The following is a 23,355-nucleotide window of genomic DNA, read 5'->3' on the forward strand; positions in this document are numbered from 1 at the left end:
ATTTCTGGAGGGCTTTTTTATATCAAGATCTGTAATTAAGATCTGCGTTTTCTGTCATTTCCGCCTTCGCGTCTTCCACTTCCGCCCCTGTCTTCACGGCTTCTTCCAGAGAAATCTCTGAAACCACCACCGCCACCGCTGCTGTTTCCGCCTTCACGTCTTCCACCACCGCCACCGCTGTAGCTTCTTCTCTCTCCTCCGCCTTCGCGTCTTCCGCCGCCATAGCTTCCGCCTTCACGTCTGCCACCGCCTGAACCACCACGACTACGGCCGCCACCATCACCATCGGCAGTTTTTTCAATCCTTACACCACGGTTGTTAAATTCAACTCCTTTAAAGTTGTTGAATAAAGACTCAACAGTTGCATTTTCAACTTCAAAGAATGAATAAACACCTTTTAGGTCGATTTTACCAATGCTTTTTCCGCTAATTTTACCGTTGTTACATACAAAAGATAATAGATCACCTCTTGTAAAATCATCAACAGAACCCAGGTTTATAAATAAACGAGTGTAACCTTCGCTACCTCTGTGACTTCTTTCTCCTCGCTCACCACGTTCGCCGCGCTCACCTCTGTCATCAGCAGATGAATTAAGATCAGGTGCATTTTTGTAATACTCTAAAAAGCGGTTAAACTCTAAAGACGCAAAACGTTTAATTACCTCATCTTTGCTTAGTTCGGCAAACTCATCCATAATACGAGGCATGTACTGCTCGATTTGGTTTTCGTTAACTTCAACATTGTGAACTTTGTGTACTAAAGCAAATAATTGTTTTTCGCAAACATCAAAACCCGTAGGTAGTTCAGCTTTAGTAAACTGTTTACCGATGATTCTTTCAATTTGACGGATTTTACCAATCTCTTTAGAGTTAACGATACAGATTGAAATACCTGTTTTACCTGCGCGACCAGTACGGCCACTACGGTGAGTATAACTTTCAATTTCGTCAGGTAAAGAGTAATTGATTACGTGAGTAACATTATTTACATCGATACCACGTGCAGCAACGTCAGTAGCAATAAGCAACTGCATGTTACGATCGCGGAAACGTTGCATAACTTTATCACGTTGTTGCTGAGAAAGATCTCCATGCAATGCATCGGCATTGTAGCCATCTTTAATTAAGTGTTCAGCAACGTCTTGAGTATCCAATTTGGTTTTGCAGAATACTACTGCAAAAATTTCAGGATTAAAATCTACAATACGTTTTAAGGCAGCGTATTTATCTCTTGCACGAACGATATAGTATTCGTGTTCAATGTTTACATTACCGGTGTTTTTTGTTCCCATGGTTAGCTCAACCGGCTGGTCCATGTAATTTTTAGCTATTCTTCTAACCTCTGGAGGCATAGTTGCAGAGAATAACCATGTTTTTTTGTCGTCAGGAGTTGTTGACAAGATGTCGTTGATGTCTTCCTGGAAGCCCATGTTTAACATTTCATCAGCCTCATCTAAAACTACAAATTTCACATTACTGAAATCTATAGCCTTACGGCCAATAATGTCCAACATACGGCCGGGTGTAGCCACTACAATTTGTACACCGTTTCTAATTTCACGCAACTGTTGCATAATGTTTGCGCCACCGTAAACGGCAACTACATTAGCACCAGAGATGTTTTTTGAGAAATTCTTGATGTCGCTGGTAATCTGCAAGCAAAGCTCTCTTGTAGGGCATAAAATCAATGCCTGAGGCTTATTGCTTTTAAAGTCTATCAATTCTAACAGCGGCAAACCAAATGCGGCTGTTTTTCCTGTTCCTGTTTGGGCCAAACCAACAAAATCGTTATTGCCCTCTAACAGCACAGGAATACTTTGTTCCTGAATAGGTGTTGGATTTTCGAAACCTAAATCCTTTACAGCATTAACAACGTCATCACTTATCCCCAATTTACTAAATGGGTTTATCATGTATAATAATTTATTAAGCCGCAAAGGTAAGCTTAATATTTGGTATTTTACAGATGCGTAACTAAATAAAAATGAGCTAATTAATTATCTTAGTCTGTCGGCCGACCTTAATAATTGTTCGTCTTTGCGGATTCCGCGTATTGAAAGTAGACAAAATATTATTGCCAGAACGAATAACGAAGAGCCGAAATGGATAGACGAGCCGTTTATTCCTCCTGGTAAAAGTGAAGCATTTAAAGCTGATAAAATGGCTGTCACGACGATCAGTACGATATTGATCATGATCAGTCGTTTTTGCATAGCGCGATTTTTAAACTGAAAAATACAAATAAGGCACACTAATACTGCAATTCCATTTATGATCATTGCTCCCAAGGGGGTGATATCGGTAGTGGTGTCATTTGCCTCCTTAATTGATTGTTGTTGACCATCTAGATATAAAAGATATTCTGTGTTATTCACGCTTTTAGTTATTAAAGGAATGAAAAACAGACAGATTAAGGTGAGTGCAGCTAAAAGCAGCCATATAGATTGTATGCGTTGTATCATATCAGTTCAATAATTTCAACAAATATATTAAAAGGCAAATAGTAACCAATCCGATATCCGATTAAAAAGATAATTTTGTACAATTGAATATGCAACGGTATTTTATTGAATTGTCGTACAACGGAACAAGTTATCATGGCTGGCAAGTACAGCCTAATGCCGTTACTGTACAGGAATGTCTGGACAAGGCGCTGTCTACATATTTTAGGCAACCTATAATTACACTTGGCTGCGGACGGACAGATGCTGGTGTGCATGCTACCCAGTTTTATGCGCACTTTGATATTGCAAAAGACGGCGAAACGAATGAGGTTAAACCATTAAATTTTGAGCGTACTGTTACGGGTATAAATTCTCTATTGCCATACCAAATATCAGTGAAACGTATTTTTGAGGTTGAAAATACGGCCCATGCACGTTTTGGTGCAACAGAAAGAGCTTATCATTATCATATACATTTTCATAAAGATCCATTTAAGCTAGATAGGTCGTGGCTATATAAAGGAGATCTTGATGTTGCAGCAATGAATGAGGCTGCAGAAATTTTGTTGAAACATACAGATTTTTCTTGTTTCAGTAAATCTAATACTCAAACATTTACCAATAATTGTAAAATTACCGAAGCACATTTTCAGGTAAAGGATGATTCTTTATTGTTTACCATCAGAGCAGATCGCTTTTTAAGAAATATGGTTCGCGCAATTGTTGGTACCTTGGTGCGGATTGGTAAAAATGAAATTAACCTGGAACAGTTTAAAGAAATAATAGAAAGCAAGAACAGAAGGAATGCAGGACAATCAGTACCTGCATGTGGTTTGTATCTTGTAAGCGTAATCTACCCCTTTGTAAAATAAAATATGTCTAAAATAACCGGTGATGTAATGAATGTAGGGTTGTTGAAAAGGGTTTTTCAATATGTAAAACCGTATCAGCGCATCTTTATAATTTCGGTAATCCTTACTATACTCCTTGCCGTACTTGCTCCATTAAGACCAATTCTTATTGGGTACACACTGGATCATCATATTGTTACGGGAGATTACAGCGGCTTACTAAATATGACCATACTAATGCTTATCCTGCTTGTTGTTCAAACCGGGGTACAGTATAGTCATACCCTACTTACAAATACGCTGGGGCAGTCGGCAATTCGGGACTTAAGGATAAATGTGTTTAATCATATTACCAAATTGCGATTGAAGTACTTTGACAATACACCTATTGGTCAGTTAATTACCCGGACAGTTTCGGATCTCGAAACCATTGCCGAGATTTTCTCGGAAGGTTTAATTGTAATTATAGGAGATATTTTAATGGTGATTGTGATTATAGGCGTGATGATATATGAAGATTGGGCCTTAACACTTGTGGTTTTGTTGCCAATGCCCTTACTTATTATTGCTACTTCAATTTTTCAGAAAGCAATCAAGTCTGCCTTTCAAGAAATCAGAACGGAAGTATCTAACTTGAATACCTACCTACAAGAACATATTACCGGGGTTTCAATTATTCAATATTTTGCCAGGGAGAAACAGGAATATAATAAGTTTTTGAAAATTAATGGTCGCTATCGCGATGCAAACATCCGCTCTAATTGGTATTATTCTATATTTTTTCCAGTAGTGGAAATTATTTCTGCTATGTCGCTCGGTTTGTTAGTATGGTATGGAGCCAGAACAATTCTTAGCAATCCAACAATTAAGCCGGGTATTATTACCGAGTTCATTATGTACATCGGTATGCTTTTCAGACCAATCCGTGAGCTCGCGGATAAGTTTAATACCCTGCAAATGGGGATGGTTGGTGCCGAACGTGTATTTAAGGTTTTGGACACGAATGAGGTTACAGAGGATAAAGGTACTTATGCTCCTGAAATCATGAAAGGTAATATTTCCTTTGAAAAGGTTTGGTTTGCATATAATGATGAGAATTATGTATTGAAAGATATATCCTTTGAAGTTGAAGCAGGTAAAACAGTTGCCCTTGTTGGGGCAACTGGTGCCGGGAAATCCTCGACAATAAATATCTTGAACCGCTTTTACGAAATTCAAAAAGGAGAGATTAAAGTGGATGGAACAAGGATACAGGATTATGAATTAAGTTATTTAAGGAATAAAATTGCGACTGTGTTGCAAGACGTTTTCCTCTTTTCGGATACCATTTTTAATAATATAACGCTCAATAATGATGCGATTACTATGGAAGAGGTTGTTGATGCCGCAAAAAAAGTAGGGGCTCATGATTTTATTGAGCGATTGCCTGGGGGCTATCAGTACAATGTGATGGAGCGCGGCGCAACATTATCGGCAGGGCAGGCACAATTGATTTCCTTTATCAGAGCGTTGGTTTACAATCCCGCAATTCTTGTGCTTGATGAGGCTACATCCTCTGTAGATACGGAAACGGAAATGCTTATTCAGCGTGCTATTGAGAACTTAATGAAGGGACGTACTTCGATTGTTATTGCACACCGCCTGTCAACGATACAGAAAGCAGATAAAATTCTTGTATTGGAGAAGGGCGAGATCAAGGAAATGGGAACACATCAGCAATTACTTAAACTTGACGGATACTACAAGAAATTGTACGATTTGCAATTTAACTCTACCGGCATTTCTACTTCAGTTTAAAACGAGAGGAAAAAAATCTTAATTCTTCTCCTCCTCAGATTTTTGAATGGAAAAATCTGTATGTCTTCGAAGAGAATGCTTATTTTTCGGTATTATTTTGAAATGCCTGATTCAATGCACCTAAAAATGTTTCCGGTGATTGTGCTCCTGATACAGCTAGTTTCTGATTAAATATAAAAAAAGGAACCCCTTTAATCCCGATGGTTTGGGCTGCATTTTCATCATATCTTACTTCGTCTGTAAAATCGGTGCTGTTCAGCATGGTTTGTACAGAGAATTTGTCGAGACCAATCTTTTCGCCTATTTCAATTAGTGATTGATGATCACTTATATTAATGCCATCTGTAAAATGGGCTTTAAATAATTGCTCTTCAGCTTCATCACCCCGTCCCATTGACTTAGCCAGTTGAATTAATCTGTGGGCATCAAAAGAATTTGCTACAACCGAGATGTCAAAATTGAAATCTAAACCAACTGCTGCAGCGGTTTCTGTTACATGTTCATGAGTTTCTATAGCCCACTCTCTTGACCTGCCATATCTGTTGGCAAGGTGATCATAAGCGCTAATTTCCGGAGCAGTTTCAGCATGTGGATCAAGCTCGTAGCTATGCCATTCAACTTCAACGTTATCCTTATGCTCAAATTGTTCCAGAGCAGCCTCAAATTTTCTTTTTCCTATATAACAGAACGGGCAACGCACGTCCGACCAAATATCTACTTTCATTAAAGCAAATTTAGACATATGGATTTATTTATAAAGTTATGTTGTTAATTATGAGTTTTGTATGATTAATGTTAGCTCGATGATCTATGATGGACTTTAATTAGAGTGGTTATAAATAAGTTCTAATTTTTCTGTGGATTGTTAAAATTTGTATATTACTTATTATTAAGTGCTTATTTTAGCCTAAGCCATTATTGTTGTTACAGACAGTGGTTTTAGGAATAAAATGCTCCGTAAATCGTTATTTTAAAAAAAAATCAGATTATAAATGAGCGAATTTGAAATCAAGAAATCGGGCGTCGAATATGATGCTGTCATTGTAGGATCAGGTGCCGGAGGAGGTATGACCGGATATGTACTTGCCAATGCAGGTTTGAAAGTTTTAATGCTGGAAGCTGGTGCTTATTTTGATCCGAGAATAGACTCTCAACAACTGAAATGGCCATGGGAGTCGCCAAGAAGGGGAGCGGGTACTACCCGACATTTTGGTGATTTTGATGCTGCTTATGGCGGATGGGAACTAGATGGAGAACCGTATACTCAGAAGAATAATTCGGAGTTTGCCTGGTTTCGTTCCAGAATGCTTGGTGGAAGAACAAATCACTGGGGTCGTATCTCTTTGAGAATGGGACCGGATGATTTTAAACCTAAAGATGGACTTACCGATCCCTGGCCTATTACTTACCAGGAGCTAAAACCTTTTTACGATAAAGTAGATAGGATGATTGGTCTTTATGGTACAGTAGAAGGCATAGAAAGTGAACCCGATGGGATATTTATGGCACCTCCGAAACCGAGGCTTAACGAGTTATTTATAAAGAAAGCGGCACAGAAAGTTGGGGTAACTGTAATTCCTGGCAGAGGTTCTGTGCTTACAGAAGGATTAAAAGACAATAAAGATCGAGGGCAATGCTTTTATTGCGGTCAGTGCGGAAGATCATGTAAAGTTTATGCCGACTTTTCATCATCATCTTGCCTGGTGATTCCGGCAGTAAAAACAGGAAATCTAACTGTTATTACCAATGCGATGGTAAGAGAGGTGTTAACTGATAAGAGTGGAAAAGCAACGGGAGTATCTTATGTAAATACAAAGGATATGCAAGAATACCAGGTAAACGGCAAAACCGTTATTCTGGGGGCCAGTGCCTGTGAGTCGGCAAGATTGTTACTTAACTCTAAATCTGCTGCCCATCCGGATGGATTGGCAAATAGCAGTGGAATAGTTGGTAAATACCTGCATGATTCTACCGGAGCTAGTATGGGGGGGTATTTGCCTCAGTTGGTAGATCGTAAAAGATATAATGAAGATGGTGCAGGGAGTATACATATCTATTCTCCATGGTGGCTTGATAATAAAAAACTTGATTTCCCCAGAGGCTATCACATAGAATATGGCGGTGGACTTGATATGCCTGGTTATGGATTTGGCTCGGGCATAGAGGGAATGAATGGGTCTATACCTGGCAGAGATGGTAAAATGAAAGAAGCAGGCGGATATGGTGCTGGATTGAAGGATGACTACAGGCGTTTTTATGGAACCGGAGTTTGGATGGCAGGCAGGGGAACCGCTATCGCTAGAGAAAGTAACTATTGCGAAATAGACCCAAGTGTAGTAGATAAATATGGAATACCTGTACTTAGATTTAACTATAAATGGGCTCCCGAAGAGGTAAAACAAGCCAAACACATGCAGGAAACCTTTAAGGAAATTATGCATGCAATGGGGGCTGTTGCCTCTGAGCCTCCTGGTGCGGAAACAAACTACGGATTAGAAGCACCCGGAAAGATTATCCACGAGGTTGGTACAGTAAGAATGGGTGATGATCCTAAAAAATCTGCATTAAACAGATGGTGCCAGGCTCATGATTGTAAAAATCTTTTTGTAGTAGATGCTGCTCCTTTTGTACAACAAGGCGATAAAAATGCTACCTGGACAATTCTTGCCCTTTCTATGCGTACTGCAGAGTATATTTTAGAACAAAAGAAAAATTTAAACATTAGCTGATCTCAAATCAATATATATGAACAGACGTGATTCATTAAAAGCTTTGGGCCTTACTGCAATTAGTGCAGGGGTGGTGCTTGAAGCCTGTAAGCCGGGAAAAGAACCGGAAGTTGTTGCCAAAGGGGCTGATGGCGAAGCTCAGCCTGGAAGACAGGAGTTTGAAGTAGAACGTGATAAGAAATTAAATTCATGGAAGTTCTTTACAGAACATGAAATGGCAACAATAACGCTTTTAGCGGATATTATTATTCCTAAGGATGACAAATCAGGAAGTGCTTCGGATGCCAAAGTGCCTGATTTTATTGAGTTTATTGTTAAGGATATGCCAGGACATCAAACTCCGATGCGTGGTGGACTAAAGTGGCTTGATCTGCAATGTTTAAACCGCTATCAGAAAACTTTTAAAGACGCATCATCAACTCAGCAAATTGAGATGGTTGATGATATTGCATATCCAAAGAAAGTAAAACCAGGAATGCAGCAAGGCGTTGCTTTCTTTAGCTTGATGCGTGACCTTACTGCTTCAGGATTTTTTACAACCGAGATCGGTGTTAAGGACCTCGGTTATGTTGGCAATGTACCTAACCGGTGGGAAGGTGTGCCGGCAGATGTGCTGAAGCAATACGGTATGGAGGGGGTGTAGTTATTTCGGCTCCATTCCGGTGCTGATCCCAATTCTATTCCACGCATTGATACTAATTATGGCCATGATTATCTGAGCAAGGTAAACATGGTCAAAAAGTGCAGCAGCATTATTGTAAGTTTCATTAGATACTTTATTGCTAATGAAGGTTATTTCTTCTGTAAGTGCTAACAAGGCACGCTCTTGCTCATCAAAAAATGGAGTTTCTCTCCATGCATTAAGAGCATAAATTCTTTGTTCTGTTTCACCCGCTTTGCGTGCATCGCGGGTGTGCAGATCGATACAGTAAGCACATCCATTAATTTGTGAGGCTCTTATTTTGATGAGATCTTTGTGTTTAGTGGTAAGATTGCTTTGTTCCACATAGTTATCAAAAGGCAACATTGCTTTGTAAGCCGCCGGTTCTACCTGGTTAATTCTAATTCTATTACTCATACCTATTTGTTTTTGTTGTCCCAAAGTTGAGCAATAAAGCGCCTCGGAAAAATGAACTGTAGTTAAGAAAGCTTAATGCTTTTTAGCCCTTAAGCGACTAAGAAATTGCGGAGTAAAGCCTAGATAAGAAGCTAGCATGTATTGTGGCACACGTTGCATGAAATCAGGGAATAAACTTGAGAAATGTCTGTAACGTTCTTCTTCAGTTTGGTTAAAAATATAACCTATCCGACGTTGCGAGGCAACAAATGCTTTTTGCATCATTATGCGGAAGTAACTTTCCAATCGAGGTATTTTTTCGAACAAGACTGTTTTATTCTTTTCACTCAGAAACAAAAGTTCTGAGGCTTCTATAGCCTGGATATTGGTTGTAGATGGTCGTTTATTCAGCAGGCTATCCTGATCTGCTATCCACCAGTTTTCCAGACCGAAGTTTACAATCTGTTCGTTCAGTTTTTTATTAATGTAAAATTGCCTTAAACAGCCCTTGATAATAAAATAATCTCCCTTGCATAATTTACCTGCTTCCAGAAGATACTCTTTCTTTTTAAGGATTTTAAGCTCGATGCTGTCGCATAACAATTGCTCTTCATGTAACTCAAGCTTTACATATCTTTTAATGTGTGTTAAAAGTGTAGGATACATTTACTCCTCCTCTTCAAGATAGATTTCGTGTACTAAAAACTTCACTTTAGCTACCGGTTCTAAAAGTTCGGTGATATCGTCTGATTCTATGTGATATATGGTTTCACCAGAATCAGGAATCTCAGAATCGGGAATAAGCTCGAAGAATTTAACAGTAAGGTCAGTTTCCAGCTCAACAAGCTTGATGTATTTTACTCCATTGTCTTTCCAATCCTTTAGGATTTTATCGTTGAACTGTACGTAAGGATTTTTGTTTTCGCTTTCCATGCCATAAAGCTAATACATTAAACAAAATTTTACTATTATAGTATAATGAAATCTATCCTTTCAAATCTTACTTTTCAGGTTTTAGTGGCTATCGCTTTGGGCATTATTGTCGGTACTTTTTTCCCGGGTTTCGCACCACATGCTGAACTTATAAGCCACAGTTTTATTAAAATGATTAGTATGCTCATTGCCCCCATCATATTTTTAACAATAGTTCTGGGGATAGCCCATATGGGCGATATGAAGAAAGTGGGGCGTGTTGGAGGAAAAGCCCTTTTGTATTTTGAGGTAGTAACTACTGTAGCCATTTTAATTGGAATGGTGGTTGCCAATTTATTAAAGCCAGGAATCGGCGTTCATCCTGCAACAGGAGATGTGAGTAAAATAAAAGCATATACTGAACAAGCCGGTAAAATTAATTGGTTAGAATTTTTTGCCAACATAATACCTCATAATGTTTTTGAGGCCTTTAGCAAAGGAGATATTTTACAGATACTCTTTTTTGCCATTTTATTTGGTTATGGTTTGAACAAGCTTGGCGAAAGTGGCCAGCCATTGCTTAGTTTTTTTGATAAAATGGCAAAGGTGTTTTTTAATATTATGAAGATAGTGATGCGGCTTGCTCCTTTGGGTGCCTTTGGAGGGATGGCATTTAGCATAGGTACCTATGGGTTAAACACGTTGTTGCCCATGGCGAAACTAATGGGGGCAGTTTACCTAACCTGCTTCTTATTCATTTTTGTAGTGTTAAACACCATCTGCAGGTTTTATAAATTTAGCTTATTGCAGTATTTGAAATATATCCGACAGGAGATTTTGATTGTTTTGGGTACTTCCTCGTCTGAATCTGTTTTACCTAGTATGATGAAGAAAATGGAAGCCATTGGTTGCGATAAGTCTGTTGTTGGTTTGGTTATACCTACCGGTTATTCCTTTAATCTGGATGGAACAGCAATTTATCTTTCTATGGCAGTTATATTTTTGTGTCAGGTCTTTAATGTAGATCTTTCCATAGGAGAACAGTTAGGTGTGCTTGCTGTTTTGATGGTCACATCAAAAGGAGCTGCCGGGGTTACTGGCAGTGGGTTTATTGTATTAGTGTCTACCTTAACCGCTTTGAAACTAATGCCGGTTGAACATATTGGGATTTTAATAGGAGTAGATAGATTTATGTCTGAGGCCAGGGCTATAACAAATATGATTGGAAATGGAATTGCAACGATTGTAATTGCCAAAAGCGAAAACGAATTTGATGAAGAGAAATATAAGCTTGCGATTCAACCTGCTTCCATTGAAAGTATGGAGGAATCGGATATTTAATTTTTTATTGTATTTTGCCTCCAACTAAATAAAAACCACACACAATATGAAAAAATACACATTTATAGCCCTGATTTCTTGCCTTATCTTTGCCGGCTGCGGAGGGATTAAGCAAAGCTCAAACCAATCTGATGACAAAAAAGGTTGGGTTCCTTTGTTTAATGGTAAAGACATTAAGGATTGGTTTGTAAAGGTGCATCATCATGAATTTGGTGTGAATTTTGGAAATACTTTTAGGGTTGAAGATGGTATTATTAAGGTACGATATGATCAATATGGAGATTTTAATGATCAGTTTGCACACCTGTATTATAAAACACCCTTCTCCTACTATCACTTGAAATTTGAATATCGTTTTGTAGGAAAACTGCAAAAAGGAGCCCCTGATTATACTTTGTTAAATAGCGGTGTAATGTTTCATTCGCAGGATCCGAGAACAATGTTAAAGGAGCAGGACTGGCCAATCTCTATCGAGATGCAACTTCTTGCCGGCCTGGGTGATGGAAATCCAAGACCTACGGGTAATATGTGCTCGCCGGGAACCAATGTGGTTTATAAAGGCAAAATAGCAGATTCACACTGCTTAAACTCTACGTCAAAAACCTATGACGGCGATCAGTGGGTACGGGGAGAGTTGATTGTTCTTGGCGATTCTTTAATCACCCATGTTATTAATGGCGATACAGTATTGCAATACTCTAAACCCCAGATCGGCGGAGGCGTAGCAAATGGATATGACCCTAAAATCAAAATAGATGGCAAATTATTAAGCAGCGGCTTTATCGCGCTGCAAAGCGAAGGTCAGCCTGTTGACTTTAAAAACATCGAAATAAAAGACTTGTCTCGTGTAAAGAGACCTGCTAAGAATTAAAGAAGTTATTCTTCTTCAACTATTACAGAAACATCTTTGTCGAGCTTTACGGTATGCAGCACTTTTGTTTTTTCGCTGTATGCTACAAGTCTGCTTTCATCTAAATACTGTATAAGCCTGTAAGGTTCAGATTTTTGAACATATCTCCATTGTGTGTAAAATTGTTCCTGTACTAATTTTTCCTGTGGTAGGAAAGTGATGGCAACTTCAATATCAGAAATGCTTTGAATAAAGAAGCGTGCGCTTGTACATAATACTTTTTGAGCTTTATCATTATTTTTAAAGTCCTCGATAGCTATTTCCCTTATTGCAGATGATGATTTAGTCGGGTTTCTGTCAATCACATCAACAATAAGATTGTTTACCTCACTTTTGGTTTTGAGGTATTTTCCATTTCCTGTTTGCAGAATTTTAAAATAAATTTTAAGCGGTTTCATATTGTGTTTTTTGCGATAAGGTTAATCTTAGCCTTACAAATAAATGAGTATTTGGGCGTAGTTTGAAAAAATATTGAATTAATTTATCTTTAATTTATGAATAAGAGCAGATTAGAAGCATTTCGTGATGGTGTTTTTAGCTATCATTATCACCATTATGGTTTTGGAACTGAAGGTCCCCCATGGAAGTTCTTTGCAGGCATTAACGCCACTCATTCCTGTTTTTATGAGTTATGTGCTCAGCTTTATCTTTGTTGGTATCTATTGGAACAACCATCATTATATGATGCAGCTGGCTAAAAAGGTTGATGGAAAGGTATTGTGGGCTAACCTGCATCTGCTTTTCTGGCTCTCACTGTTCCCCTTTGCTACCGCATGGATGGGAGAGAAACATTATGAAACCTGGCCAGTGGTAATTTATGGTTGTATAATGTTTATGGCAGCCATGGCTTATTTTATTCTGGAAAGTACATTGAAAAAGTTACATGGGCCAGATTCTGAGTTTGCGAATACATTTGGCGCAACCATAAAAGACACTATTTCCCGCTTAACTTATGTAGTTGCAATCGGAGGCAGTTTTATAACCCCGCAGGTAGGTATAGCATGTTATATTTTTATTGCAATAATCTGGTTTATACCTGAAAGAAGAGTGGAAAAAAAGATAGCTTAATGGAGAGGCGGATAAAATTGTAATTGAAAACTATTTTATCTAAGTTTGCACAAAAAAATAAAGATACATGAGTGTTTTAGTAAATAAGGATTCAAAAGTTATTGTTCAAGGCTTTACAGGAAATGAGGGTACTTATCATGCTTCTCAAATGATTGAGTACGGAACGAACGTTGTTGGCGGTGTTACACCAGGTAAAGGTGGCCAAACTCATTTAGATAAACCAGTATTTAATACTGTAAAGGATGCGGTTGATAAGGCCGGTGCTAATGTATCTATTATATTTGTTCCCCCTGCGTTTGCTGCAGATGCTATTATGGAAGCTGCAGAAGCAGGTATTAAAGTTATTGTTTGTATTACTGAAGGTATTCCTACTAAGGATATGATTCAGGTTAAAGAATATATTTCTGATAGAGACTGTCGTTTAATCGGTCCGAACTGTCCAGGTGTTATCACTGCTGACGAGGCTAAGATTGGTATTATGCCAGGTTTCATCTTTAAAAAAGGTACTGTTGGTGTAGTTTCTAAATCTGGTACGTTAACTTACGAAGCTGTTGATCAGGTAGTAAAAGCAGGTTTAGGTATTACTACTGCTATTGGTATTGGTGGTGATCCTATCATTGGTACTACTACTAAAGAAGCGGTTGAGTTGTTGATGAACGATCCGGAAACTGAAGGTATCATCATGATTGGTGAAATTGGTGGTGGTATGGAAGCTGAAGCAGCCCGCTGGATTAAAGAAAATGGCACAAAACCTGTTGTAGGCTTTATTGCTGGTCAAACTGCTCCTGCTGGGCGTAGAATGGGGCATGCTGGTGCAATTGTTGGTGGTGCGGATGATACTGCTGCAGCAAAAATGAAAATCATGGCAGAATGCGGTATTCACGTTGTGGCAAGCCCTGCTGAAATCGGTGAAGCTATGGCTGCCTTGTTAAAGAAATAATAAAGATCTTCTTGTATAATGCAAAGGCTCTGGTGATATCATTCATCGGAGCTTTTTTTATAACTGACATTATTATTACTTCAATTATGAAACCGCAGGAGGCTTTAGTTCGTACCTTGTATTAAATAATACGCAAATGAAAGCTTTAATCAATAAAACATTTATGCTAGCGGGCTTGTTAGTGATAACTGGTTTTCTAGCCTGTGCCCAAAAGCCAAAAAAAGAAGAAGTCAAAAAAACAACCAATAATATGGAGTGGAATAAATTAACTAAAGAAGAAGAGGATGTAATAGTACGTAAGGGTACTGAATATCCCGGAACCGGTGCGTTGTTGAATAACAAAGAAAAAGGAACTTATGTCTGCAGACGATGTAATGCCCAATTGTATCGCTCAGAATCAAAATTTGAATCGCATTGTGGATGGCCAAGTTTTGATGATGAAATAAAAGGGGCAGTGTTAAGGGTGCCTGATGCAGACGGACAACGTACCGAAATTGTATGTGCGAATTGTAAAGCACATTTGGGTCATGTGTTTTTGGGAGAAGGCTTCACATCTAAAAATACTCGCAACTGTGTGAACTCGATTTCTATGAGTTTTGTGCCCGATAAGAAATAAAATCTTTTGGAATGACATAAGTATAATGCCCGATGATAACTTGTCGGGCATTACTTGTTTATAAGTGTTTAGTTTACTTATGTTTGCACGTTCACCAACTATAGTAAATATGAAGTATTGTTTATTGTTATGCGGTATGCTGATTTCTTTTATGGGTTTTTCCCAGGGTACTTTAGACGGAACGACATCAGAATCGGCCCCTGAAGCAACAGCAAAATCGTCATCCAATCTATCTTCTAAATTAATCTCTAAAACCGTTTACGCTACATATTACGCAAAGAAGTTTGAAGGACGAAGAACTACAAGCGGTGTAAGGTATCGGGGTAAAAAAATGACTGCTGCTCACATGTCCTTACCATTTGGGACAATTGTAACAGTTACTAATCCAGCAAATGGTAGATCTGTGGATGTGGAAATAAATGACAGAGGTCCACATTCCAGAAAATTCAAAATAGACCTTTCTGAAGGTGCTGCAAAAGAGCTTGGGTTCTATGGAAAAGGGGTTGCTAAACTTGAAATTAGCTATCTGCCGGATACCGAGTAATTTTTAAACTTTAGGGGATATAAAGTCAGCTTTTTTAAATTATTAACATTCAAAAGTTTTTACTATCCCCTTAAAAAGAAATAATTAGCTTTTTTGGTGGTTGATTATGACTGAAATCTGATCTTTTAATCAGCCAAATCTAACAACGTGTTAACAACTTTGTTCTGCAAAAAAGGCCTCATACTTTATATTTGTTTAAGTAAAATTCTTTAATAAATCACACGTAGATTTTCAGTTAAAGGTTTAATATTTAGTTGATTAAGGTTGTCAGAGAAATTCAAGTCTTTTAAAATCTTTAAATTAAGTATGGTTTTGTCGACTGTTAGCGTTTATTAAGGGTTTTTCATAGTTCAATCATTCACTACGTTAAACAAAGGCTTATGCAAGAAGAAGAAGTATTATTAAAAGAAAACAAAGACCGTTTTGTTCTTTTACCGATTAAATATCCGGCAATTTGGGAGATGTATAAAAAGAGTGAGGCTAGTTTTTGGACGGCAGAAGAAATTGATCTTTCTGATGACCAGAAACATTGGGATAACCTAAATGACGGAGAGAGACATTTTATTTCTCATATTTTGGCTTTCTTCTCTGCCAGTGATGGTATTGTAAACGAAAACCTTGCAGTAAATTTCATGAGTGAAGTTCAGTTGCCTGAAGCGCGTTGCTTTTACGGGTTCCAGATCATGATGGAAAACATCCACTCAGAAACTTATGCATTGCTAATTGATACTTATATAAAAGATCCTGATGAAAAGGATAGATTGTTCCACGCAATAGAGACCGTTCCTTGTGTTAAGAGAAAAGCGGAATGGGCATTACGCTGGATAGAAGGCGGTAATTTTGCTGAACGTCTGGTAGCTTTTGCGGCTGTTGAAGGTATCTTCTTTAGCGGAAGTTTCTGCTCTATATTCTGGTTAAAGAAACGTGGTCTAATGCCAGGTTTAACATTCAGTAATGAGCTGATTTCCAGAGATGAGGGTTCACATTGCGAATTTGCTTGTTTGTTGTATGGTATGCTTAAGAATAAGCTTACTGAAGAACAAGTTCACGGTATCATTAAAGATGCTGTAGAAATAGAAAAAGAATTTATTACAGATGCCTTACCTGTGGCACTGATTGGAATGAATGCAAAACTAATGTCGCAGTACATTGAGTTTGTTGCAGACAGATGGGTGCAAGAGCTTGGTTATACTAAGATCTATAATGCAACCAACCCATTTGATTTTATGGAGATGATATCATTACAAGGTAAAACGAATTTCTTTGAAAAAAGAGTTGGTGATTACCAGAAAAGTGGTGTTTTGACCTCTACAGAAGATAAAGCTGCGGCTTTCTCTTTAGACGATGATTTTTAAAACTTATCGGGTTAGGCGATAAGTAATATAAATAAATAATTAATTCGGTGCCGATGCTGGGGTTGCTCATCACAAATCCAATATGCACTATAAATACCTGAAAAATATGTTTGTAATAAAAAGAGATGGCCGCAAGGAAGCGGTAAGGTTTGACAAAATAACTGCCCGTATTGAAAAGTTATGCTATGGTTTTAATGCTGAACTTGTAGATCCGATAGATGTAGCCAAGAAGGTGATTGAAGGTTTATATGATGGGGTTACAACATCTGAATTGGATAACCTTGCAGCTGAAACCGCAGCCTCTTTAACAACCAAACATCCGGATTATGCTTTACTGGCTTCACGTATTGCTGTATCTAACCTTCATAAGAATACAACTAAATCTTTCTCTAAAACGATGGAGATGTTGTATAACTATATTGACTCTAAAACAGGTAAATCGGCCTCTCTTATTGCTGATGATGTTTGGGAAGTAATTAAAGAAAATGCTGACACGCTTGACAGCACAATTATATATGACAGAGATTTTGGTTTTGATTATTTCGGGTTTAAAACACTCGAAAAATCTTACCTGTTAAAGGTAGACGGACAGATAGTTGAACGTCCTCAGCATTTATTTATGCGCGTGTCTGTGGGTATCCATAAAGGTGATATTGAAAGTGCTATAGCTACTTATAACCTGATGAGCGAGCGATGGTTTACACATGCTACACCAACCTTATTTAATGCCGCTACTCCTAAGCCTCAAATGTCGTCGTGCTTCTTGTTAACCATGCAGGATGATAGTATTGAAGGTATTTATGATACATTGAAACAAACAGCTAAGATCTCTCAAAGTGCTGGTGGCATTGGTTTAAGTATCCATAACATTCGTGCTACTGGATCTTATATTGGTGGTACTAACGGAACAAGTAATGGCATTGTACCGATGCTAAAGGTATTTAACGATACTGCGCGTTATGTAGATCAAGGTGGAGGTAAGCGTAAAGGTGCTTTTGCAATTTATTTAGAGCCTTGGCATGCTGATGTATTTAGCTTCTTAGACTTGCGTAAAAACCATGGTAAAGAAGAATTGCGCGCGCGCGATTTGTTCTATGCACTTTGGGTTTGTGATTTGTTCATGAGACGCGTGGAAGAGAATGGCGACTGGAGTTTGTTCTGCCCGCATGAAGCACCAGGCTTAGCTGATTGCTTTGGCGAAGAGTTTGATGCTTTATATGAGCGTTATGAAAAAGAGGGAAGAGCACGTAAAACTATCAAAGCTCAGGAATTATGGTTTGCTATCCTTGATTCACAAATTGAAACAGGTACGCCTTATTTGTTGTATAAAGATGCTGCGAACAGTAAGTCTAATCAGCAAAACCTGGGTACAATTAAGAGCTCTAACCTTTGTACAGAAATTATTGAGTATACATCTAAAGATGAAGTTGCAGTTTGTAATCTTGCATCTTTAGCTTTACCTAGATATGTAATTAATGGTGAATTTGATCACCAAAAATTATATGATGTTACTTATCAGGCTACTTTAAACCTGAACAAGATCATCGATTATAACTACTATCCGGTAGAAGAGGCTAAAAATTCAAACATGCGCCACAGGCCAATTGGTTTAGGTGTACAAGGTTTAGCTGATGCGTTTATTTTAATGCGTTTGCCTTTTGAAAGTGAAGGTGCGCGTGAATTGAACAAAGAAATCTTTGAAACAATTTATTTTGCTGCAATGACTGCTTCTCATGATCTTGCGGTTAAAAATGGTCCTTACCAAACATTTAAAGGATCTCCTTTATCTGAAGGTAAATTCCAATTCGACCTTTGGAATGTGAAGCCAGATAGTGGTAGATGGGATTGGGAAACTTTGCGTGAGAAAGTGGTTAAAGATGGTGTTTACAATTCATTGCTTGTTGCTCCAATGCCGACAGCCTCTACTTCGCAGATTTTGGGTAACAATGAGTGTTTTGAGCCATATACTTCTAATATCTATACCAGAAGGGTATTGAGTGGTGAGTTTATTGTTGTTAATAAACACTTATTAAAAGACCTTGTAGCTTTAGGTTTATGGACTCCGGCTATGAAAGATAGAATTATTTTAGCTAATGGTTCTATTCAGGACATTGCTGAGATTCCTGACTACATTAAAGAATTATACAAAACAGTTTGGGAAATAAAAATGCGTAGCATTATTGATATGGCTGCCGACAGAGGTGCTTACATTTGCCAGTCTCAATCTCTAAACTTATTCATTAATGCACCAAATACTTCTAAATTAACTTCAATGCATTTCTATGCCTGGAAAAAAGGATTGAAAACGGGTATGTATTATCTGCGTACTCAAGCAGCTTCTCAAGCTGTTAAATTTACAGTAGAGAACCAGGCAGGTAAAAACATGGAGCCTGTAATTCCTGAGCATATTGAACAAAGCGCCGAAGAGATTGTTGAAGGACCGGTTTGCTCGATGGAAGAAGGCTGCATCAGCTGTTCAGGTTAATAACTATTTAATAATTGATATATTTAAAGAGCAGGTATTTTGGTGCCTGCTCTTTTTTGTACTTCCTCATCCTGAATTTATTTCAGGATCTTGTTTGAGCAGTTTTTTAATGTCATGTGAGGGGTTCTGAAATAAATTACCAATGACAGGTTATTTAAAACTTTCGTCATCTTGACGATAAGAGATATATCATGCTGTCATTGCCGTTTTTTGTGTTTTTTCTAAGGCTAGGCTCTCAGAAAGACGAACTAAATAAACTATAACGAAATCAAATAGAAGATAATAACAGGTAACACACACCTTAGACTTTGTTAGACTATTGTCTAACAAAATTCTTTTTTCATAAAAAGACTGCGGAAACCCACTCATCGCCTAGCGTGGGCGAGTAGTTAACTCTGAACATAATTTGCAACGAGGTTTATGTTTAATATCCTATTTGTCATTTTTAGCAGGCAACCAAGTGTCATTAGTTTCTGATCTTGTATCTTTGTGGTTGATGGCTAAACACGAAATCATACCCTGCGAACGTTGTGGTACACCAATAGAGTGTAAAGCTAACTCGTACACTAAATGCCAGTGTAGTGTTGTACAGCTAGACTTAAATGAGGTACAGTACATTAGCGAATTACACGATGGTTGTTTATGCGCTAAATGCCTTTTTGAGCTCCAGCAGGAGTACAGGGATGCCGTTGCTTCGTAAGTATTAGCCGGTTTTGAGCCTCCTATCTTTTATTTTTTTTGGCTAACTTTGCGTCAAATTATTTGTTAACAAAGAATGGCAAAAGTACAAGTTGGATTGGTGCAGATGAGCTGTACCAGTAATAAACAAGAAAATTTAGATAAAGCAATCGTTAAGATAAGAGAAATTGCTGCACAGGGTGCTCAGGTAGTATGTTTGCAGGAATTGTTTACATCTCTTTATTTTTGTGATGAAGAGAACTACGATAATTTTAAATTGGCAGAGTCTATTCCTGGTCCTTCAACGGATGTTCTATCGAAAGTTGCTGCTGAATTAAATGTAGTAATTATAGCCTCGTTATTTGAAAAAAGAGCAGAAGGTTTATATCATAATACAACTGCTGTATTGGATGCTGATGGTGCTTACCTTGGTAAATACCGTAAAATGCATATCCCTGATGATCCAGGCTTTTACGAAAAATTCTATTTCACCCCTGGTGATCTGGGCTATAAAGTTTTTAAGACTAAATACGCAAAAATAGGAGTGTTGATTTGTTGGGATCAATGGTATCCTGAAGCCGCGCGACTTACTTCTTTGATGGGAGCGGACTTCCTGGTTTATCCTACCGCTATAGGTTGGGCAACTACGCAAGATGAGCAAACCAATGTAGAGCAATATAATGCGTGGCAAACCATACAGAGATCACATTCTATAGCTAACGGTGTTCCAGTGGTTAGTATAAACCGTGTTGGTGAAGAGGCTGGAGTTGCTTTCTGGGGTGGATCATTTGTATCTAATCCTTTCGGAACAGTTTTATATCAGGCATCTCACAGCAACGAGGAATTGAAAGTTGTGGAATTGGATTTATCTAAATCTGATAGCTATAGAACGCACTGGCCTTTTTTACGTGATAGACGTATTGACAGCTACTCGCAAATCACAAAAAGGTATATTGACGAAGATTAAGAAATAGAGAATGTCATCTTTTAACGAAGTAATATTTAACAGCAGTCCGAAAAAACTAGGCTTTAGCTTTCCTGCTGAATGGGAAAAACATGATGCAACATGGTTAAGTTGGCCCCATAAGGAAGAATCATGGCCAGGTAAGATTGAAACTATATATGAGCCTTATTGCCAGTTTATTAAAATTGTGGCAACAGGTGAAAAAGTTAGGATTAATATCAACAATGAGGAGACTAAAACTTTTGCTATTTCTGAATTGGAAAAGGTGGGCGCTGATTTAACTCAGGTAGAGTTTTATTTTAATCCAAGCAATGATGCCTGGTGCAGAGATCATGGGCCGGCTTTTTTATTAAACAGGGCAACCGGGAAAAAAGCAATTGTGGATTGGGGATATAATGCGTGGGGAGGTAAATATCCTCCGTATGAGCTTGATGACGTAATTCCAACCAAAATAGCTGAACATTTTAATTTACCTGTTTATCATCCTGATATTGTGATGGAGGGTGGATCTGTTGAATTTAATGGGGTAGGAACAGTACTTACAACAACGGCATGTTTGTTAAATGAAAACAGAAACCCTCATTTAAGTAAGGAGCAGATTGAAGAGTACCTAAAAGAATTTTATGGTGCTGAACAGGTGTTGTGGTTAGGAGATGGAATAGTTGGAGATGATACAGATGGCCATATTGACGACATTACCCGTTTTGTTAACGAGGACACCGTTTTAACAGTTGTAGAGAGTAATCCTCTGGATGAAAATTATCTGCTGTTACAGGAGAACCTGGAGACTTTAAAGACTTTACTATTATTAAACGGGAAACCTTTGAATATTGTAAAATTGCCAATGCCTTCGCCGGTAATACACGAGGATACCAGGTTGCCTGCATCATATGCAAATTTTTATATTGCAAATGCTGCGGTAATTGTGCCCACGTTTAGAGATGTGAATGATGAAAAAGCGTTGGAAATTATACAAGGAGTTTTCCCCGATAGAAAAGTTGTAGGAATTGACTCTACAGATATTATTTGGGGATTAGGAAGTTTTCATTGCCTTAGTCAACAAGAACCGGCAATCTAATCGTTTTTTATAATTGATATAATTAATTGAATATAACCAAACAAGAAATACAGATGAAGTTATTAGAAGGAAAAACAGCACTTGTTACAGGTGCATCTAAAGGGATTGGTCGCAAAATAGCGGAAAAGTTTGCAGAGCATGGAGCTAATGTGGCTTTTACTTATTTATCATCAGTAGAAAAGGGTGAGGCTTTAGAGCAGGAGTTGCAAAATTTCGGTACAAAGATAAAAGGATATCGTTCTGATGCTTCTAAGTTTGATGAAGCAGAGAAACTGATCAATGATATTGTAGCTGATTTTGGTGCATTAGACATCGTAGTAAATAATGCAGGTATAACGAAAGATGGTTTATTGATGCGTATGAGTGAAGAGAACTGGGATGAAGTAATTAATGTAAACTTGAAATCTGTATTTAATGTGTCTAAAGCAGCTTCTAAGGTGATGATGAAAGCGCGCAAGGGATCTATCATTAACATGAGCTCTGTAGTTGGTGTGCAGGGAAATGCTGGGCAAGCTAACTATGCCGCATCTAAAGCAGGGATAATTGGATTCTCTAAATCGCTGGCCAAGGAACTAGGGTCACGCAATATACGTACCAATGTTATTGCTCCTGGCTTTATCCGCACAGAAATGACAGATGTGTTAGATCCAAAAGTGGTACAAGGTTGGGAAGATGGTATACCTTTGAAAAGAGCTGGTGAGACTGAAGATGTAGCGAATGCATGCGTATTTCTTGCGTCTGATATGAGTTCTTATGTTACCGGGCAGGTATTGTCAGTTTGTGGCGGAATGTTGTAAGCTTAAATAGATCTAAAGGGGTGTCGGGATTGATTCTGACACCCCTTTTTTTGTGCCCTGTGATAGGCATTAGTAAGCTCTATCACCTATGGTACTCGCCTGTATTTTTCAAAATAATTATACCCTTGCTGAAGGTTTGTCCAGAAAGCTTTGTGTTGTGGGAATTGTGCTAGATATTTACTGAGACTAGCATTAGTTATTTTGAACGGATAGATGTGAACCGGGATTTGATTTTGTCCTCCATTTTGTGCTTCAACAGCTAATACGTAAACCTCTTTTATCTTGTCGTCTGTAATAGGAATACATCCAACAGTTTCACATTTTCCATGAATGTAAATGTCGCTGCCCGGTTTTTCATCCGCACTTCTTAACAAATCAATGCTGTTGGGGTAATTTATTCCTAAAGACAAATGGAAATTGCTTAGAGGATTAAATGCGGTAATGTAATAGAACCCCTCGGGGGTTTGCAGATCTCCCTCCTTTAATTTAGGGCCCAGAACGCCTGAGTGCTGACAAAACGGATATACTTTGAATAGCTTGAATTGCTTTTGAGTATCCCCTTTTAACCAAATCTCTAACTTTCCTTCGGCTTTGTAGCCAGCTATATATAAACTGAACTTTCCGGTTATCTGATCTTTCTTAAGTTCTTTTTGCAGGCTATTCCACTTCTCTTCATAGGCTTGTTTCACGCGCTCAAATGTTAATTGCTGTGTTTTGAAATCAGACTGGGCCAGTACAGATGTAGACATAATCATTAGAAGAATAATGTAAAAATAGCTTTTCATTATA

General features: G+C 38.1%; 24 protein-coding genes. 16 read left to right on the forward strand and 8 right to left on the reverse strand.

All coding sequences use genetic code 11. The features are described from left to right. Positions 1-35: 35 nt before the first annotated feature. Together AC6CH7_RS21665 and AC6CH7_RS21670 are read right to left on the reverse strand one after the other, a co-directional pair. Complete coding sequence (locus tag AC6CH7_RS21665; RefSeq protein ID WP_498264685.1) at positions 36-1,913, reverse strand: DEAD/DEAH box helicase; 1,878 nt, start codon at positions 1,911-1,913, stop codon at positions 36-38. An 84-nt stretch (positions 1,914-1,997) separates the two neighbouring features. Further along, positions 1,998-2,462, reverse strand: coding sequence for a DUF4293 domain-containing protein (locus AC6CH7_RS21670; RefSeq protein ID WP_498264686.1), 465 nt, complete (start codon positions 2,460-2,462; stop codon positions 1,998-2,000). An 89-nt stretch (positions 2,463-2,551) separates the two neighbouring features. On the opposite strand from AC6CH7_RS21670, the gene truA reads away from it, so the two are divergent. Further along, positions 2,552-3,316, forward strand: a complete 765-nt coding sequence (gene truA, locus AC6CH7_RS21675; protein ID WP_498264687.1) for a tRNA pseudouridine(38-40) synthase TruA — start codon at positions 2,552-2,554, stop codon at positions 3,314-3,316. 3 nt (positions 3,317-3,319) lie between these two features. Further along, entirely contained in the window at positions 3,320-5,092 is a 1,773-nt protein-coding gene (locus tag AC6CH7_RS21680) for an ABC transporter ATP-binding protein (protein WP_498264688.1), read from the forward strand. Between the two features lie 79 nt (positions 5,093-5,171). Here the strand turns inward: AC6CH7_RS21680 and AC6CH7_RS21685 are convergent, their stop codons facing one another. Further along, positions 5,172-5,816, reverse strand: a complete 645-nt coding sequence (locus AC6CH7_RS21685; protein ID WP_498264689.1) for a DsbA family oxidoreductase — start codon at positions 5,814-5,816, stop codon at positions 5,172-5,174. 268 nt (positions 5,817-6,084) lie between these two features. On the opposite strand from AC6CH7_RS21685, the gene AC6CH7_RS21690 reads away from it, so the two are divergent. Together AC6CH7_RS21690 and AC6CH7_RS21695 are read left to right on the forward strand one after the other, a co-directional pair. After that, positions 6,085-7,821: a GMC family oxidoreductase gene (locus AC6CH7_RS21690; RefSeq protein ID WP_498264690.1), complete on the forward strand. Its 1,737-nt coding sequence runs from the start codon at positions 6,085-6,087 to the stop codon at positions 7,819-7,821. A gap of 16 nt (positions 7,822-7,837) precedes the next feature. Further along, the gene (locus AC6CH7_RS21695; protein ID WP_498264691.1) at positions 7,838-8,464 is read left to right on the forward strand and encodes a gluconate 2-dehydrogenase subunit 3 family protein; all 627 of its coding nucleotides are present in this window, start codon (positions 7,838-7,840) and stop codon (positions 8,462-8,464) included. Here AC6CH7_RS21695 and AC6CH7_RS21700 read toward each other — a convergent pair whose 3' ends face one another. The 3 genes from AC6CH7_RS21700 to AC6CH7_RS21710 form a co-directional block, all read right to left on the reverse strand. Beyond that, the gene (locus AC6CH7_RS21700; RefSeq protein ID WP_498264692.1) at positions 8,465-8,899 is read right to left on the reverse strand and encodes a carboxymuconolactone decarboxylase family protein; all 435 of its coding nucleotides are present in this window, start codon (positions 8,897-8,899) and stop codon (positions 8,465-8,467) included. Between the two features lie 72 nt (positions 8,900-8,971). Beyond that, positions 8,972-9,544: a Crp/Fnr family transcriptional regulator gene (locus tag AC6CH7_RS21705; RefSeq protein ID WP_498264693.1), complete on the reverse strand. Its 573-nt coding sequence runs from the start codon at positions 9,542-9,544 to the stop codon at positions 8,972-8,974. Next, entirely contained in the window at positions 9,545-9,811 is a 267-nt protein-coding gene (locus AC6CH7_RS21710) for a hypothetical protein (RefSeq protein ID WP_294875296.1), read from the reverse strand. Between the two features lie 45 nt (positions 9,812-9,856). On the opposite strand from AC6CH7_RS21710, the gene dctA reads away from it, so the two are divergent. Both dctA and AC6CH7_RS21720 read left to right on the forward strand, forming a co-directional pair. Continuing rightward, positions 9,857-11,131 carry a C4-dicarboxylate transporter DctA gene (dctA, locus tag AC6CH7_RS21715; protein WP_498264694.1) on the forward strand — a complete coding sequence of 425 codons (1,275 nt, stop codon included), beginning with the start codon at positions 9,857-9,859 and terminating at the stop codon, positions 11,129-11,131. Between the two features lie 46 nt (positions 11,132-11,177). Further along, a complete protein-coding gene (locus AC6CH7_RS21720) occupies positions 11,178-12,002 on the forward strand; it encodes a 3-keto-disaccharide hydrolase (protein ID WP_498264695.1) in 825 nt (274 codons plus the stop codon). Positions 12,003-12,007: 5 nt separating this feature from the next. Here the strand turns inward: AC6CH7_RS21720 and AC6CH7_RS21725 are convergent, their stop codons facing one another. Beyond that, positions 12,008-12,439 (reverse strand): hypothetical protein, encoded by a 432-nt coding sequence (locus AC6CH7_RS21725; protein WP_498264696.1) that lies wholly within the window; start codon positions 12,437-12,439, stop codon positions 12,008-12,010. Positions 12,440-12,566: 127 nt separating this feature from the next. Here AC6CH7_RS21725 and AC6CH7_RS21730 point away from each other — a divergent pair, with 127 nt between their 5' ends. The 10 genes from AC6CH7_RS21730 to fabG all read left to right on the forward strand — a co-directional run bounded on the left by AC6CH7_RS21730 (position 12,567) and on the right by fabG (position 22,566). Beyond that, on the forward strand, positions 12,567-13,109 hold the full coding sequence (locus tag AC6CH7_RS21730; protein WP_498264697.1) for a TMEM175 family protein: 543 nt from the start codon (positions 12,567-12,569) through the stop codon (positions 13,107-13,109). Positions 13,110-13,176: 67 nt separating this feature from the next. After that, entirely contained in the window at positions 13,177-14,049 is an 873-nt protein-coding gene (gene sucD / locus AC6CH7_RS21735; RefSeq protein WP_048907383.1) for a succinate--CoA ligase subunit alpha, read from the forward strand. A gap of 136 nt (positions 14,050-14,185) precedes the next feature. Continuing rightward, positions 14,186-14,665, forward strand: coding sequence for a methionine-R-sulfoxide reductase (locus AC6CH7_RS21740; protein WP_498264698.1), 480 nt, complete (start codon positions 14,186-14,188; stop codon positions 14,663-14,665). Between the two features lie 109 nt (positions 14,666-14,774). Next, entirely contained in the window at positions 14,775-15,209 is a 435-nt protein-coding gene (locus tag AC6CH7_RS21745) for a septal ring lytic transglycosylase RlpA family protein (RefSeq protein WP_498264699.1), read from the forward strand. Between the two features lie 380 nt (positions 15,210-15,589). Continuing rightward, positions 15,590-16,564 carry a ribonucleoside-diphosphate reductase small subunit gene (locus tag AC6CH7_RS21750; RefSeq protein WP_068893168.1) on the forward strand — a complete coding sequence of 325 codons (975 nt, stop codon included), beginning with the start codon at positions 15,590-15,592 and terminating at the stop codon, positions 16,562-16,564. A 106-nt stretch (positions 16,565-16,670) separates the two neighbouring features. Continuing rightward, positions 16,671-19,049, forward strand: a complete 2,379-nt coding sequence (locus AC6CH7_RS21755; RefSeq protein WP_048907701.1) for a ribonucleoside-diphosphate reductase subunit alpha — start codon at positions 16,671-16,673, stop codon at positions 19,047-19,049. Positions 19,050-19,545: 496 nt separating this feature from the next. After that, a complete protein-coding gene (locus AC6CH7_RS21760) occupies positions 19,546-19,749 on the forward strand; it encodes a cysteine-rich CWC family protein (protein ID WP_084498425.1) in 204 nt (67 codons plus the stop codon). A gap of 75 nt (positions 19,750-19,824) precedes the next feature. Beyond that, positions 19,825-20,694 (forward strand): carbon-nitrogen hydrolase, encoded by an 870-nt coding sequence (locus tag AC6CH7_RS21765; protein WP_498264700.1) that lies wholly within the window; start codon positions 19,825-19,827, stop codon positions 20,692-20,694. A gap of 10 nt (positions 20,695-20,704) precedes the next feature. Further along, positions 20,705-21,769 carry an agmatine deiminase family protein gene (locus tag AC6CH7_RS21770; protein ID WP_498264701.1) on the forward strand — a complete coding sequence of 355 codons (1,065 nt, stop codon included), beginning with the start codon at positions 20,705-20,707 and terminating at the stop codon, positions 21,767-21,769. A gap of 53 nt (positions 21,770-21,822) precedes the next feature. Then, positions 21,823-22,566: a 3-oxoacyl-[acyl-carrier-protein] reductase gene (gene fabG, locus AC6CH7_RS21775; RefSeq protein ID WP_498264702.1), complete on the forward strand. Its 744-nt coding sequence runs from the start codon at positions 21,823-21,825 to the stop codon at positions 22,564-22,566. A gap of 86 nt (positions 22,567-22,652) precedes the next feature. Here the strand turns inward: fabG and AC6CH7_RS21780 are convergent, their stop codons facing one another. Further along, complete coding sequence (locus tag AC6CH7_RS21780; protein ID WP_498264703.1) at positions 22,653-23,351, reverse strand: L,D-transpeptidase family protein; 699 nt, start codon at positions 23,349-23,351, stop codon at positions 22,653-22,655. Positions 23,352-23,355 lie beyond the last annotated feature (4 nt).

The organism is Pedobacter sp. GQ55, assembly GCF_059758925.1.

Bases quoted from the DNA above. Each gene is read 5' to 3' on its own strand.
- AC6CH7_RS21695 (WP_498264691.1), top strand. From the start codon at position 7,838: ATGAACAGACGTGATTCATTAAAAGCTTTGGGCCTTACTGCAATTAGT.
- AC6CH7_RS21750 (WP_068893168.1), top strand. From the start codon at position 15,590: ATGCAAGAAGAAGAAGTATTATTAAAAGAAAACAAAGACCGTTTTGTT.
- AC6CH7_RS21690 (WP_498264690.1), top strand. From the start codon at position 6,085: ATGAGCGAATTTGAAATCAAGAAATCGGGCGTCGAATATGATGCTGTC.
- AC6CH7_RS21770 (WP_498264701.1), top strand. From the start codon at position 20,705: ATGTCATCTTTTAACGAAGTAATATTTAACAGCAGTCCGAAAAAACTA.
- AC6CH7_RS21710 (WP_294875296.1), bottom strand. From the start codon at position 9,811: ATGGAAAGCGAAAACAAAAATCCTTACGTACAGTTCAACGATAAAATC.
- AC6CH7_RS21680 (WP_498264688.1), top strand. From the start codon at position 3,320: ATGTCTAAAATAACCGGTGATGTAATGAATGTAGGGTTGTTGAAAAGG.
- AC6CH7_RS21700 (WP_498264692.1), bottom strand. From the start codon at position 8,899: ATGAGTAATAGAATTAGAATTAACCAGGTAGAACCGGCGGCTTACAAA.
- AC6CH7_RS21740 (WP_498264698.1), top strand. From the start codon at position 14,186: ATGAAAGCTTTAATCAATAAAACATTTATGCTAGCGGGCTTGTTAGTG.
- AC6CH7_RS21745 (WP_498264699.1), top strand. From the start codon at position 14,775: ATGAAGTATTGTTTATTGTTATGCGGTATGCTGATTTCTTTTATGGGT.
- AC6CH7_RS21780 (WP_498264703.1), bottom strand. From the start codon at position 23,351: ATGAAAAGCTATTTTTACATTATTCTTCTAATGATTATGTCTACATCT.
- AC6CH7_RS21725 (WP_498264696.1), bottom strand. From the start codon at position 12,439: ATGAAACCGCTTAAAATTTATTTTAAAATTCTGCAAACAGGAAATGGA.
- AC6CH7_RS21730 (WP_498264697.1), top strand. From the start codon at position 12,567: ATGGTGTTTTTAGCTATCATTATCACCATTATGGTTTTGGAACTGAAG.
- AC6CH7_RS21765 (WP_498264700.1), top strand. From the start codon at position 19,825: ATGGCAAAAGTACAAGTTGGATTGGTGCAGATGAGCTGTACCAGTAAT.
- truA (WP_498264687.1), top strand. From the start codon at position 2,552: ATGCAACGGTATTTTATTGAATTGTCGTACAACGGAACAAGTTATCAT.
- AC6CH7_RS21685 (WP_498264689.1), bottom strand. From the start codon at position 5,816: ATGAAAGTAGATATTTGGTCGGACGTGCGTTGCCCGTTCTGTTATATA.
- AC6CH7_RS21720 (WP_498264695.1), top strand. From the start codon at position 11,178: ATGAAAAAATACACATTTATAGCCCTGATTTCTTGCCTTATCTTTGCC.
- AC6CH7_RS21755 (WP_048907701.1), top strand. From the start codon at position 16,671: ATGTTTGTAATAAAAAGAGATGGCCGCAAGGAAGCGGTAAGGTTTGAC.
- fabG (WP_498264702.1), top strand. From the start codon at position 21,823: ATGAAGTTATTAGAAGGAAAAACAGCACTTGTTACAGGTGCATCTAAA.
- AC6CH7_RS21705 (WP_498264693.1), bottom strand. From the start codon at position 9,544: ATGTATCCTACACTTTTAACACACATTAAAAGATATGTAAAGCTTGAG.
- AC6CH7_RS21760 (WP_084498425.1), top strand. From the start codon at position 19,546: ATGGCTAAACACGAAATCATACCCTGCGAACGTTGTGGTACACCAATA.
- sucD (WP_048907383.1), top strand. From the start codon at position 13,177: ATGAGTGTTTTAGTAAATAAGGATTCAAAAGTTATTGTTCAAGGCTTT.
- dctA (WP_498264694.1), top strand. From the start codon at position 9,857: ATGAAATCTATCCTTTCAAATCTTACTTTTCAGGTTTTAGTGGCTATC.
- AC6CH7_RS21665 (WP_498264685.1), bottom strand. From the start codon at position 1,913: ATGATAAACCCATTTAGTAAATTGGGGATAAGTGATGACGTTGTTAAT.
- AC6CH7_RS21670 (WP_498264686.1), bottom strand. From the start codon at position 2,462: ATGATACAACGCATACAATCTATATGGCTGCTTTTAGCTGCACTCACC.